The 12,902-nt window shown below is 61.3% G+C and carries 16 protein-coding genes; 1 reads left to right on the forward strand and 15 read right to left on the reverse strand.

The features are described 5' to 3' along the window. Window positions 1-17 precede the first annotated feature (17 nt). The 13 genes from tolB to GEV39_RS18400 form a co-directional block, all read right to left on the reverse strand. On the reverse strand, window positions 18-1,319 hold the full coding sequence (gene tolB, locus GEV39_RS18340) for a Tol-Pal system beta propeller repeat protein TolB (protein ID WP_173890765.1): 1,302 nt from the start codon (window positions 1,317-1,319) through the stop codon (window positions 18-20). Then, window positions 1,316-2,425: a cell envelope integrity protein TolA gene (tolA, locus tag GEV39_RS18345; protein ID WP_054905832.1), complete on the reverse strand. Its 1,110-nt coding sequence runs from the start codon at window positions 2,423-2,425 to the stop codon at window positions 1,316-1,318. The genes tolB and tolA overlap by 4 nt, the downstream gene beginning before the upstream one ends. After that, a complete protein-coding gene (tolR, locus tag GEV39_RS18350) occupies window positions 2,425-2,877 on the reverse strand; it encodes a protein TolR (RefSeq protein ID WP_003254760.1) in 453 nt (150 codons plus the stop codon). The genes tolA and tolR overlap by 1 nt, the downstream gene beginning before the upstream one ends. 14 nt (window positions 2,878-2,891) lie before the next feature. Next, entirely contained in the window at window positions 2,892-3,587 is a 696-nt protein-coding gene (gene tolQ / locus GEV39_RS18355; protein ID WP_009684054.1) for a protein TolQ, read from the reverse strand. 2 nt (window positions 3,588-3,589) lie between these two features. Further along, entirely contained in the window at window positions 3,590-4,042 is a 453-nt protein-coding gene (gene ybgC / locus GEV39_RS18360) for a tol-pal system-associated acyl-CoA thioesterase (RefSeq protein WP_054911979.1), read from the reverse strand. 125 nt (window positions 4,043-4,167) lie between these two features. Beyond that, window positions 4,168-5,214 carry a Holliday junction branch migration DNA helicase RuvB gene (gene ruvB, locus GEV39_RS18365; protein ID WP_029887414.1) on the reverse strand — a complete coding sequence of 349 codons (1,047 nt, stop codon included), beginning with the start codon at window positions 5,212-5,214 and terminating at the stop codon, window positions 4,168-4,170. Next, window positions 5,211-5,828: a Holliday junction branch migration protein RuvA gene (gene ruvA, locus GEV39_RS18370; RefSeq protein ID WP_173890766.1), complete on the reverse strand. Its 618-nt coding sequence runs from the start codon at window positions 5,826-5,828 to the stop codon at window positions 5,211-5,213. The genes ruvB and ruvA overlap by 4 nt, the downstream gene beginning before the upstream one ends. Before the next feature lie 109 nt (window positions 5,829-5,937). Continuing rightward, window positions 5,938-6,462, reverse strand: a complete 525-nt coding sequence (ruvC, locus tag GEV39_RS18375; RefSeq protein WP_029888028.1) for a crossover junction endodeoxyribonuclease RuvC — start codon at window positions 6,460-6,462, stop codon at window positions 5,938-5,940. Window positions 6,463-6,647: 185 nt separating this feature from the next. Continuing rightward, complete coding sequence (locus GEV39_RS18380; protein ID WP_029888029.1) at window positions 6,648-7,394, reverse strand: YebC/PmpR family DNA-binding transcriptional regulator; 747 nt, start codon at window positions 7,392-7,394, stop codon at window positions 6,648-6,650. Between the two features lie 113 nt (window positions 7,395-7,507). Beyond that, window positions 7,508-9,283, reverse strand: a complete 1,776-nt coding sequence (aspS, locus tag GEV39_RS18385; protein ID WP_173890767.1) for an aspartate--tRNA ligase — start codon at window positions 9,281-9,283, stop codon at window positions 7,508-7,510. 93 nt (window positions 9,284-9,376) lie between these two features. Next, on the reverse strand, window positions 9,377-9,598 hold the full coding sequence (locus GEV39_RS18390; protein ID WP_003254776.1) for an FmdB family zinc ribbon protein: 222 nt from the start codon (window positions 9,596-9,598) through the stop codon (window positions 9,377-9,379). A 92-nt stretch (window positions 9,599-9,690) separates the two neighbouring features. Further along, window positions 9,691-10,020 carry a ribbon-helix-helix domain-containing protein gene (locus tag GEV39_RS18395; RefSeq protein WP_009684046.1) on the reverse strand — a complete coding sequence of 110 codons (330 nt, stop codon included), beginning with the start codon at window positions 10,018-10,020 and terminating at the stop codon, window positions 9,691-9,693. A gap of 295 nt (window positions 10,021-10,315) precedes the next feature. Beyond that, window positions 10,316-10,789, reverse strand: coding sequence for a Dps family protein (locus GEV39_RS18400; protein ID WP_009684045.1), 474 nt, complete (start codon window positions 10,787-10,789; stop codon window positions 10,316-10,318). Window positions 10,790-11,071: 282 nt separating this feature from the next. On the opposite strand from GEV39_RS18400, the gene GEV39_RS26380 reads away from it, so the two are divergent. Then, window positions 11,072-11,665, forward strand: a complete 594-nt coding sequence (locus GEV39_RS26380) for a cold-shock protein (protein WP_173890768.1) — start codon at window positions 11,072-11,074, stop codon at window positions 11,663-11,665. 89 nt (window positions 11,666-11,754) lie between these two features. Here GEV39_RS26380 and GEV39_RS18410 read toward each other — a convergent pair whose 3' ends face one another. Together GEV39_RS18410 and GEV39_RS18415 are read right to left on the reverse strand one after the other, a co-directional pair. Then, window positions 11,755-11,961, reverse strand: a complete 207-nt coding sequence (locus GEV39_RS18410; RefSeq protein ID WP_173890769.1) for a SlyX family protein — start codon at window positions 11,959-11,961, stop codon at window positions 11,755-11,757. Window position 11,962: 1 nt separating this feature from the next. Continuing rightward, window positions 11,963-12,382 carry an HIT family protein gene (locus GEV39_RS18415; protein WP_173890770.1) on the reverse strand — a complete coding sequence of 140 codons (420 nt, stop codon included), beginning with the start codon at window positions 12,380-12,382 and terminating at the stop codon, window positions 11,963-11,965. Between the last annotated feature and the right edge of the window lie 520 nt (window positions 12,383-12,902).

Genomic DNA, 12,902 nt, shown 5'->3' on the forward strand with positions numbered 1-12,902 from the left:
AACGTATTACGCCGCAATCAGTTCAGGTAAGGGGACCAGGACGGTTCTCTGACTTCGCCTTGAGCGGTAGGAAGTGGGAGCCTCACGCGGCCATTAAGCGACACGAGCATCAAGACTCCCCGGCCCTGCTGGCGGGTGGCGTAGATTAGCATGGTGCCGTTTGGCGCAACAGTGGGAGACTCATCAAGACTTGTTTCCGAGAGAATCTTTACACTTCCGCGCTGCAAGTCCTGTGCCGCCACTTTGAAGTTGGTAAAGCCCTGTTGGCGATGAATCATCACCAGGGTTTTCTCGTCTGCCGAAAGTTTCGGGTTGGCGTTGTAGTTACCCACGAAGGTTACGCGCTCGGCACCACCCCCACCGACCGACTGTTTATAGATCTGCGGTTTGCCGCCCCGGTCGGAGGTGAAGTAAATGGTGTTGCCGTCTTTACCCCAGAACGGCTCGGTATTGATACCAGGGCCGGCGGTTACGCGGCTGATCTGGCGCGAGGCCATGTTCATCACGTAGATGTCCGGGTTGCCGTCCTTGGACAGCACGAAGGCCAGGCGCGAACCGTCAGGCGACCAGGCTGGCGCGCCGTTCAGGCCCTCGAAGTTGGTCACCTGTTCGCGACGGCCGGTATCGATGTTCTGCACGAAGATGCGCGGGCGCTTCTGTTCGAACGACACGTAGGCAATACGCTTGCCATCCGGTGCGAACCGCGGCGACAGGATAGGCTCGCGCGATTGCAGCAGGGTGACTGCACGTGCACCGTCGTAGTCCGAACGCTGCAGGGTGTAGCGGGTATTGTTGGTGGAGAAGCGCTCGGCAGTCACGTACAGCATGCGGGTCGAGAACGCGCCCTTGATGCCGGTGAGCTTCTCGAACGACTGGTCTGCAATGTAGTGCGCCATGTCGCGCAACTGGTCGGTGCTGCCCGCCACGCTACCGGTCAGCACTTGCTGCTCGGTGGCGACGTTGAACAGCGCGTACTGCACCTGCAGGCGACCACCCGAGGGCACGATGCTACCGACCATCACGTACTGGGCACCCAGGGCTTTCCAGTCACGGAAGATCACTTCGCTGGCCTGCGACGGCTGGCTGATCATGTTCTGCCGCGGAATCGGCGAATAGTAGCCAGAGTTGCGCAGGTCGTTGCCGATGATGTCGGCAATGTCTTCAGGCAACACGCTACCGCCCTGCATACCGAACGGTACTACCGCGATGGGCGTGGCCCGGTCGCTGCCGCTGGTGACCAGGATGTTCTTTTCCTCTGCCACCGCCAAGCCTGCCACGCAGCAGAGCAAGACCAGCAGTCCTCTCAGACGTTTAATCACAACGCTAGATCCTCAGGTGTAAATGTCATCTTGAACGAACGATAACGGTTGAAATCGCTCGGCTTCATACCCTGCATCTCGGTCAAACGACCAATGTTCTTGACCGCAGCTACCGCCGAACTGTCGAACGGGCCGTCACCACTGGAACGGACCACGCTGACACTGGTAACGGTACCGTCCGGCAACATGCTTACCTGCAGGGTCACCGTCATGCCCTTGCGCGCGGAAGGCGGACGCGCCCAACCCTCGGCCGCGCGCATGCGGATCAGGTCGTCGAAATCGCCGGCCACCTGGTCACCTTGCTCGTCAGCCAGGGCCTGCTGCCGCTCGGTGGTATCGGACAACAGCTCGGCCAGGGCCTGGGCTTTCTTGTCTTCTGCCGCCTTGCGGGCCGCTTCCTGTGCCTTTTTCTTCTGGGCGTCTGCAGCGGCCTTCTTCTTGGCCTCTTCAGCTGCCTTCTTCTTCGCGTCCTCGGCCGCCGCTTTCTTCTTGGCGTCCTCGGCTGCTTTCTTCTTGGCCTCTTCGGCTGCCTTCTTCTTGGCGTCCTCGGCGGCTTGTTTCTTCGCCTCTTCAGCGGCCGCTTTCTTGGCCTCTTCTTCGGCTTTTTTCTTCGCTTCGTCCTCAGCCTTCTTCTTGGCGATGTCAGCCTGCTGCTTCTCGGCGGCTTTCTTCGCCTCGTCGGCCTTCTTGGCTTCGGCGGCTTGCTTGGCCTTGGCGGCTTCGGCGGCCTTGGCGGCGTCCTCGGCTTTTTTCGCCTCGGCGGCTTCGCGAGCCTCTTCGGCCTTTTGAGCGGCGTCGGCTTTCTTTTGTTCCGCAGCCTTGATGGCCTCCTGCTCGACCTTCTTCTGCTCCAACTGCTCGACTTCAGTCTGGCGCGACGCGGTCTTCTTCGCTTCCCCGGCAATCTTCTGGTTGGTCTGGGTGGTCGCCTGGCTCTTGGACTTGAGCTGGTAAAGGGTAGCCTGGACGATTGGCTTGGAAGGCGGCAGCTCAGGCGTCATGGCAAAACTGACGAACAGCAGGCCGAACACCAGCACATGCAGACCGATGGCCCAGACACTGGGCCAGAAGTAGCTTTCCGAGGCGGATGGCTCTCGCTGTTGCATCAGGGCGCCTCGGTAATCAGGCCAACGTTACCGACACCGGCCTTCTGCAACCCGCCCATGGCACCCATGACCGCGCCATAGTCGACCGCCTTGTCACCCCGAATGAATACCTGGGTCTGCTTGCCCTGGTCACGGCCGGCGGCAATGATCTTGGTCACGGCGTCGGTCATGGCCGGCAGGGTCATGGCCTTGTCCATCTGCTTGTCGGTATCGACTTCGCTGCCGAGGTTCCAGTAATAGGTCTTGTCGGCCTTGATGGAGATGGTGAGGATCTGGACGTTGTTGTCCTGCGGCAAGGCTTCGCTGGAAACCTTGGGCAGGTCTACCTTCACGCCCTGGTTGAGCATGGGCGCCGTCACCATGAAGATGACCAGCAGCACCAGCATCACATCGATGTAGGGCACCACGTTCATCTCGGCGACGGGCTTGCGTTTGTGGCGAACTCGGGCCATGGGCTTCTACCTGATTACTCTTCGCTGGTGTGCACTTTACGGTGCAGGATCGCCTGGAACTCGTCGGCGAAGGTGTAGTAACGACCGATCAGCACTTCGCTGCGCGCGGCAAAACGGTTGTAGGCAATGACCGCCGGAATTGCCGCGAACAGGCCGATGGCCGTAGCCACCAGGGCTTCGGCGATACCTGGGGCAACGGTGGCCAGGGTCGCTTGCTGGGCACTGGCCAGGCCGCGGAAGGAGTTCATGATGCCCCATACGGTACCGAACAGGCCGATGTACGGGCTGGTGGAACCGACGGTGGCCAGGAACGGCAGGCTCTGCTCGAGCTTTTCTTCCTCGCGCGAGATGGCCACGCGCATGGCACGGCCCACGCCTTCCATCACCGCGTCGGGGTCTACACCGGGCTGCTGGCGCAGGCGCGAGAACTCTTTGAAGCCGGCACGGAATACTTGCTCCACGCCTGAGTCCGGGTCTGGGTTGCTGCCTGCCTGACGGTACAGCTTGGACAGGTCGATGCCCGACCAGAAGCGCTCTTCGAAGGCATCCAGCGCACGACGACCGGCGCGCAGCATGGCGCTGCGCTGGAAGATCATGATCCATGAGGTGACCGAGGCGGCCACCAGGGTCAGCATTACCAGCTGAACCACCACGCTGGCATTGCTGACCAGACTCCACATGGAGGTATGGTCGACGACGTTAGCTTCCACGCTTATTCTCCTGCGTTCGATTGATTACCCGAGCCGTCCGCCGCAAAAGCGTCGCGCAGCTGGGGGGGTATGGCTCGGGGTTTGAAAGTGTCAGCACGCACTGCGGCCACCAGGAACTGCCCCTCGCAGAGCAGCGTTTCATCGTTTTCCCGCCAAACCTGCTGGACGAAACGCAGGCTGGCGCGATTGAGTTCAAGTACTTGCGCGGTGACCCGCAGTTGGTCGTCCAGCCGCGCCGGCGCGTGGTAGCGCGCTTCGCTGGAATGGACCACGAACAGCAGATTGTCTTCGGCCAGTTGCGACTGGGAGAACCCCAGGTGCCGCAGGCGTTCGGTGCGCGCGCGCTCCATGAATTTCAGGTAGTTGACGTAATACACCACGCCACCGGCATCGGTATCCTCGTAATAGACGCGACAACGGTGTGCGAACGGTTCCAGGCCATTTTGCGCGCGCATACTCTAGTGCTTACTCCTCGGCTTGCCAATCCGCTGTGGCAACTGTTTTTTCGTCATTAATGTCTTATTGCCAGCAACCATTCGGCGTGCCTGCGGTAGGACCACGAAAAGTCGGTTTCGATCTGTCATTCATCGCCCGGTTCCGAATAATCTGCGCCCTCCCCCAGGCGCCCTGGAATATTCAGGCCGAAGTGCAGGTAGGCATGCCGTGTGACGACGCGGCCACGCGGCGTGCGCATGATGTAACCCTGTTGAATCAGGTAGGGCTCGAGTACGTCTTCGATGGTATGGCGCTCTTCGCTGATGGCCGCCGCCAGGTTGTCGACGCCCACCGGGCCGCCATCGAACTTCTCGATCATGGTCAGCAACAGGCGACGGTCGGAATGATCAAAACCGCGCTCGTCGACGTCCAGCAGGTTCAACGCCATGTCAGCCACGGCCTTGGTGATCTGGCCCTTGCCGCGCACCTCAGCGTAGTCACGCACGCGGCGCAGCAGGCGGTTGGCGATTCGTGGCGTGCCACGGGCGCGGCGGGCAATTTCGTAGGCGCCCAGGTCCTCGATGGCCAGGCCAAGAATATTGGCCGAGCGGCTGACGATGGTGGCCAGGTCCTTGTCGCTGTAGAACTCCAGGCGCTGGACGATGCCAAAGCGGTCACGCAACGGGTTGGTGAGCATCCCGGCACGGGTAGTTGCACCGACGAGGGTGAACGGCGGCAGGTCGAGCTTGATCGAACGGGCCGCTGGCCCTTCGCCGATCATGATGTCGAGCTGGAAGTCTTCCATGGCCGGGTACAGCACCTCTTCGACAACCGGCGACAACCGGTGGATCTCGTCGATGAACAGCACGTCGTGCGGTTCGAGGTTGGTCAGCATGGCCGCCAGATCACCCGGGCGCTCCAGAATCGGCCCAGAGGTGCTCTTCACCGAAACGCCCATTTCATGGGCGATGATGTTGGCCAGGGTGGTCTTGCCCAAGCCTGGCGGGCCGAAGATCAGCGTGTGGTCGAGCGACTCGCTGCGCCCGCGAGCAGCCTGGATGAACAACGACATCTGCTCGCGCACCACCGGCTGACCGATGTACTCGCTCAGGCTCAGCGGCCGGATCGCACGGTCCTGGACTTCTTCGCGGTCGCGGCCACTGGCGGCGATCAGGCGGTCGGCTTCGATCACTTGGTAATCATCCCTTTCAGGCTGCGGCGGATCAGTTCTTCACTGCTCAAGCCAGCCTTGTCCTTGATCGCGGCAATCGCCTTGCTGGCTTCCTGCGGCTTGTAGCCCAGCGAGACCAGGGCACTGACTGCATCGGCCTCGGCGCTGGACGCGCTGGCGGCCGGCAACGGCCCATCCGACACCAGGGTGAACATGGCCGGCGAGGTTTCCCAGGCCTTGAAGCGGTCCTTCAGTTCGACCAGCAGGCGTTCGGCGGTTTTCTTGCCGACCCCCGGCACGCGTACCAGGGCCGAAGTATCCTGGGCCTGTACGCAACGTACCAGCTCGTCGACCTCCAGCCCGGACATCAACGCCAGGGCCAGCTTGGGCCCCACGCCGTTCAGGCGGATCAACTCGCGGAACAGCTCGCGCTCGCGCTTTTCGGCAAAACCATAAAGCAGGTGGGCGTCTTCGCGCACCACCAGATGGGTGTGCACAGTGACGGTTTCGCCCACTTTGGGCAGACGGTACAGCGTGGTCATGGGCACTTCGAGCTCGTAGCCCACGCCATTGACGTCGATAATCAGGTGCGGCGGCTGTTTTTCCGCCAGGGTGCCGCGCAAACGTCCAATCACGTTCCGATCCTTCCTCTCGGGGAGCCGGTCAACGACCGCTCAACCCTATCAGCAAATGCGGCGGGTGAATGCTTCACCCGGACAAATTTTGTATCTGCGCATGAAGCGCTCAAAGACGCAAGCGCCCGCCGCGTCGCCGCGCGGTGGCCAGGCCATGGGGCACCAGGCTGGAACGGGTATGGGCATGGCACAGGGCAATGGCCAGCGCATCGGAGGCATCGATCTGCGGCTTTTGCGTCAGTTTCAGCAGGTGCATGACCATCATCATCACCTGTTCCTTGTTGGCCCCACCGGTGCCGGCCACAGCTTGCTTGACCTGAGTGGCGCTGTATTCAGCGATTTCCAGGCCGGCTTCGGCAGCGGCAACGATAGCGGCGCCGCGCGCCTGGCCGAGCTTCAGCGCCGAGTCGGCGTTGCGAGCCATGAACACCCGCTCGATGCCCATGGTTACCGGGCCGTGCTGGGTGATGATTTCACTGACACCACGAAAAACGATCTGCAGCCGCTCGTGCAGCTCGCCGCTGCCGGTGCGGATACAGCCCGACGCCACGTACTCGCAACCACGGGCGGTCTGGCGGACGACGCCGTAGCCGGTGATTCGCGAGCCGGGGTCGATACCTAGAATCAGAGTCATAAAGCCCGTCGAAAAAATGATGCATCTCTACAAACTGCGCCGACCCTTTCGCGGGTAAACCCGCTCCTACAGGTACTGCACCACATTTGAAATGGGCGTAATACCTGTAGGAGCGGGTTTACCCGCGAAAGGGCCGGCACAGGCGCTATCAAACGCTCAGAGTTGGCACAAAATGCCAAATCACCTTAGCCGAGGTTTTCCATGATCTCGTCGGAAATCTGGGCGTTGGAGTAGACGTTCTGCACGTCATCCAGGTCTTCGAGCATGTCGATCAGCTTGAGCACCTTCTCGGCACCCTCCTGGTCGAGTTCGGCACTGGTGGTCGGCTGCATCACGATTTCCGCGTCAGCGGCCTTGAAGCCAGCCTCTTCCAGGGCGTTACGCACGGCATAGAAACTGTTGAACGAGGTGAATACCTCGAACGAACCGTCGTCGTTGGCTACCACGTCGTCGGCATCGGCCTCCATCGCCGCTTCCATCAACGCGTCTTCGTCCACGCCCGGCGCAAAACTGAGCTGCCCCTTGCGCTCGAACAGGTAGGCCACCGAGCCATCAGTACCGAGGTTGCCGCCACACTTGGTGAAGGCATGGCGCACGGCGGCGGCGGTACGGTTGCGGTTGTCGGTCATGGCTTCGACCATGATCGCCACGCCACCCGGGCCGTAACCTTCGTAGCTGAGCTCTTCGACGTTGTCGCTTTCGTTGGTGCCAGCCCCACGGGCCACCGCGCGGTCGATGATGTCGCGGCTCATGTTGGCGCCTAGGGCCTTGTCCAGCGCCAGGCGCAGGCGCGGGTTGGATGCCGGGTCAGGGCCGCCCTGCTTGGCAGCGACCGTCAGTTCGCGGATCCACTTGGTGAAGACCTTGCCTCTCTTGGCATCCTGGCGCTCTTTGCGGTGCTTGATGTTCGCCCACTTGGAATGACCAGCCATAACGACTCCGTTTTCCTTGAATCACAAACAGCCCCGCCCCATGACGGGGCGGGACGGGAAAATGCCTGCGCCGAAACGCAAAGGCGCATCCATGTGGATGCGCCCGGGACTGCTTATTCGACCTTGGTCTGTTCACGCAGTCGGATGTGCAGCTCGCGCAGGGCCTTGGCGTCGACCAGGCCAGGGGCCTGGGTCATGACACACGCGGCGCTCTGGGTTTTCGGGAAGGCAATCACTTCACGAATGGACTGGGCGCCAGTCATCAGCATGACCAGGCGGTCCAGGCCGAAGGCCAGGCCACCGTGAGGCGGTGCACCGAACTTCAGGGCGTCGAGCAGGAAGCCGAATTTCTCTTCCTGTTCTTCGGCTTCGATACCCAGCAGGCGGAACACGGCCTGCTGCATCTCTTTGCGATGGATACGGATCGAACCGCCACCCAGCTCGGTACCGTTCAGCACCATGTCGTAGGCACGCGACAGCGCGGTAGCCGGGTTGGCCTCGAGCTCTTGCGGGGTGCACTTCGGCGCGGTGAACGGGTGGTGCAGCGCGGTGAAGCTGCCGTCTTCGTTCTCTTCGAACATCGGGAAGTCGACGACCCACATCGGTGCCCACTCGCAGGTCAGCAGCTCGAAGTCGTGGCCCAGGCGGATACGCAGCGCGCCCAGCGCTTCGCTGACCACCTTGAACTTGTCGGCACCGAAGAACACGATGTCGCCGTCTACGGCGCCAACGCGGTCGAGGATGGTGTTGAGGTTGGCCTCGGGGATGTTCTTGACGATCGGCGACTGCAGGCCTTCAACCCCCTTGGCGCGCTCGTTGACCTTGATGTAGGCCAGGCCCTTGGCACCGTAGATGCCAACGAACTTGGTGTACTCGTCGATCTTGCTGCGCGGCATGCTGGCGCCGCCTGGCAGGCGCAGGGCGGTTACACGGCACTTCGGATCGTTGGCCGGGCCAGCGAACACCTTGAAGTCGACATCCTTGAGCTGGTCGGCAACGTCAACCAGTTCCAGCGGGTTACGCAGGTCTGGCTTGTCGGAACCGTAGCGGCGCATGGCTTCTTCGAAGGTCATGTGCGGGAATTCGCCGAATTCCAGGTCGAGCACTTCCTTGAACAGCTTGCGGATCATGCTTTCGGTCAGGCCCATGATCTCGCTTTCATCGAGGAAGCTGGTCTCGATATCGATCTGGGTGAATTCCGGCTGGCGGTCGGCACGCAGGTCTTCGTCACGGAAGCACTTGGCGATCTGGTAGTAACGGTCGAAGCCGGCCACCATCAGCAGCTGTTTGAACAGCTGTGGCGACTGCGGCAGGGCGAAGAAGCTACCGGCGTGGGTACGGCTAGGTACCAGGTAGTCGCGCGCGCCTTCCGGGGTAGCACGGGTGAGGATTGGGGTTTCGACGTCGAGGAAGCCATTTTCGTCAAGGAAGCGACGGATGCTGCTGGTAATGCGCGAGCGCAGGCGCAGCTTGTCGGCCATTTCCGGGCGACGCAGGTCGATGAAGCGGTAGCGCAGGCGGGTTTCTTCGCCGACGTCGGAGTACTCGTTCAGCGGGAACGGTGGCGTTTCTGCTTCGTTGAGCACGGTCAGCTGGTAGCCGAGGATTTCGATGGCACCGGACGCCATGTTGGCATTCACTGCACCCTCAGGGCGCTTGCGGACCTTACCGGTCAGCTGCACGACGTATTCGCTGCGCACGCGGTCGGCAGCGGCGAAAGTTTCGGCGCGATCCGGGTCGAACACGACCTGGGCCATGCCTTCGCGGTCACGGATGTCGAGGAAGATCACCCCGCCGTGGTCGCGGCGCCGATGGACCCAGCCGCAAAGGGTGACTTCCTGGCCGTCCAGGCTCTCGTTCAGTTGGCCGCAATAATGGCTGCGCATCATGATGGTGGTTTCGCTTCTCGTGATTCGTGTATTCGGTGGAGGCCTTGGCCGCCCGGAGGGCTAATACTGCAAGACCCGGTCACAGCATTCAACTCAGTCGGCCTTGTCGCCGCCTGCCAGATTCTTTTTCGCCCCGGTCTTGAAGTCGGTTTCGTACCAACCGTTACCGCTCAGGCGGAAGCCTGGGACCGACAGCAGCTTCTTCAGCGCTGGCGCCTGGCAGGCCGGGCAATCGGTCAGCGGCGCGGCGCTGATCTTCTGCAGCACTTCCATACGGTGCTCGCAGGATGCACATTGATAGTCATACAGGGGCATGGGTGTCTCTCGTCAACCAAAACGCTGGCTGCGGGGGCAGCAAAAAGCGGGATTATATATGGTTAGCAAGCACTGCGCAGCCCGCCAGGCGATCAGCGCGCACTTGGCGGGTTCTGCAGCCACGCCACGCAGATGACCCGGATCAGGCCGCTGAAGTTGCGTACACCACCCTGGCGCAGGTGGATCTCGCGGTCCACGTAGGACAACACCGCGCTGACCGAGCAGCGGTTGGCGGCGGCAATGCGCTCGAGGATCTGCCAGTAGACGGCCTCCAGGCGCAGGCAGGTGGAAAAGCCGTTGAGGCGCACGGAGCGCGACACCGGCTGGATCTGCAACATGTCGAAATCCGCCTTGAACGGATCGATGCACGGCTTCCCCGGCCAACGCCCCTGGCCATTTACACGCTTGCTCGCTTGCATCATGCGCCACACTTCCTCGTCACAGGTACCAGGTGGCCTATGAAGCGCTGATGGGCGCGGTTAAAGCAGCGGCAAAGTGTTCCTGCACAAACACTGATTGTCATGCACGACGCGGACTGTGGGAGCGGGCTTGCCCGCGAACACCGGCGTAGCCGGTGCCAGCCACCGCGCTGGATTCTTCGCGGGCACGCCCGCTCCCACACAGGCCGCGTCGCGCTTATGAATCGAGTTCTCTGCGCGACAGCGCAGCCCGTAGGGCTGTGTTATCTCCCACAGGGTTATGTGACAGCCTGGGTAATTATTTGCCGTCGAGCAGCACCCGCAGCATCCATGCGGTTTTCTCGTGCACCTGCATGCGCTGGGTCAGCAGGTCGGCTGTCGGCTCGTCACTGACCTTGTCGACCACCGGGAAAATACTGCGCGCAGTGCGCACCACGGCCTCCTGCCCTTGCACCAGCTGGCGGATCATCTCTTCCGCAGCGGGCACCCCTTCCTCCTCCTTGATGGACGAGTGCCGGGCATAAAATGCGTACGACCCCGGCGCCGGGAAGCCCAAGGCACGGATGCGCTCAGCGATGGAATCCACCGCCAGCGCCAGTTCGTTGTACTGCTCTTCGAACATCAGGTGCAGGGTGCGGAACGAAGGCCCTGTGACGTTCCAGTGAAAGTTATGGGTTTTCAGATACAGCACGTAGGTATCCGACAACAAGCGGGACAGCCCATCAACGATGGATTTGCGATCTTCTTCACTGATACCGATATCGATTGCCATGAAGTTCCCCTTTGCATAAGGCTTGAGACTCAAGCGGGCGACGACCACTGTAGCAATACTTGGCGCCTGTCGCATGTGACATGGCGCAACACATAGGCCGCCGGGCGGCCTGCGGTTTGAGTAGCCTGCGGCTTTACTGTTAAATAGGCAGCGTGCCACCCGTGCGGACTGTTATTGCCGGGTGCATAGGCTGGCCTGCCACGTGTTTGCGCTTTACACCTCATGCGCACCGTGCTGCCCGCTCTTCCTGTGATCGGCCTTATCAACTGTGAGCCAACCCCCATGTTCAAGATCGTCCATCTGGTGACGGGCGTAGCAGCTTTGCTGCTATCGCTCATACCCAGCCTGAAAACCGAAGCAACCCCCTTCCTCCAGCAACCCGACGCGGTCTACCTGGCCCTGCTTGGCCTGCTCAACCTGGTCCTGGCGCCAGTCGTGCCCCTGTATTACCGCGGCGCGCGCCAGCAACTGCAGCACCTGGCCTGTGCCTTGCTGGTGGTGGCCGTGGTGCTGCAGACCCTGACCCTGCTGGCCCGCCCGGAAATGGGCAACCTGGCAGCACTGGTCTGCGCCACGTTGGCCGTCGCCCTGCACCTGGCGGTGGGCTTTGCGCGCAGCCCGCGCAAGCCACGCAACAGCCAGCACACATCTCCAGATACCGGCAACCGCGATACCGGCACCGTGAAGTGGTTCAACACGTCCAAAGGCTTTGGCTTCATCTCCCGTGATTCGGGTGATGATATCTTCGTGCACTTTCGCGCCATTCGCGGGGAGGGTCACCGCATCCTCGTCGAAGGCCAGCGCGTGGAGTTCTCGGTGATGCACCGCGACAAAGGCCTGCAGGCCGAGGATGTGGTGGCCGTGACCCGCCGCTGATACCGCCAGCCCCAGCACGCACGCTCCCACAGGCCTTGACTACCGGCCTGTGGGGGCGCCTGCACCCGATCAGAACAGTAATCAGTGCATCAATAATGCGGCGGCGGCGCCTCGTCCCCTTCGCTACCGAATTGCCCCATCATTTCTTCATGACGCTTTATCAGCTCGGCCACCTGCAGCTGCAGGCGCTCGATCACCTTCGCCTGCTCGACCACCACATCATTCAATGCCTGGAGAGTGTCATCCTGGAAGGCCTGGCGGGTTTCCAGTTCGATCATGCGCATTTCCAGTGACATGTCAGGCCTCCTGATAACCGGCCAGCCCCAAGTCGCGCACGCGCTGGCGCACCGCCTGCAGCTGGGCATCGGTATAGGCCACTGGCGGGCACTTGCCCCAGACCGGGGCGGGCCAGGCAGCGTCGTCACGCCGGCGCACGATCACGTGCATGTGCAACTGGCTTACCACATTGCCCAAAGTTGCCACATTCATCTTGTCGGCGCGGTAGCTGGCCTTCAGCGCTGCTGCCAACTGGGTGGTCTCCTGCCAGAGCTGCTGCTGCTCGTGCGCATTCAACTCGAACAGCTCACTCACCTCAGCACGCTTGGGCACCAAAATGAACCATGGGTAATTGGCATCCTTGCTCAGCAGCAGCTGGCACAGCGCAAACTCCCCCAGCACCAGGGAATCCTGCTGCAAACGCGAATCGAGGACGAACACGGCATATCTCCTTAAGGCAAAAACGACCCGCATCGAGCGGAAAGCGGGGACGGCAAGGATACCCTGCACAATCCCGGTAACACAGCGCTACTTTTCGCACCAAAATGAGGCCATCTACCCACCCCTCCCACACCTGCCACCCCACAACCGACTCGGGATGAACAAATGGCGGTAACACATTGACTTTTATGAACGTGCTTTAAATTTTAATGATTCTCGAACTCAACAATACCAAAACGGCGCTCGCCCCCGTGTTTACGGCAGTTTCCGACCCTCGGTCGCCGGTTTTGTGAAAATTTCATGAACTGTTGCGAATTTTGAGCACGCTTGTTGCATTCCTTTCACGCCAAGTCGGCACGGCATCTGCAATGGCAGGTGAACGCGACAAATAACAACAGCGGCATTGGTTACCAGGGAGTTTCCTCAGCCGGCATCGGTAGTTACCGATTCATGACGGCTAAAGGAGCAGCGCTGGGGTTATACGGCCCTTATACCGGGGCGTGATTTGCGACATGGAAAT

The organism is Pseudomonas sp. NY5710 (assembly GCF_013305665.1).
Classification (GTDB): domain Bacteria; phylum Pseudomonadota; class Gammaproteobacteria; order Pseudomonadales; family Pseudomonadaceae; genus Aquipseudomonas; species Aquipseudomonas juntendi.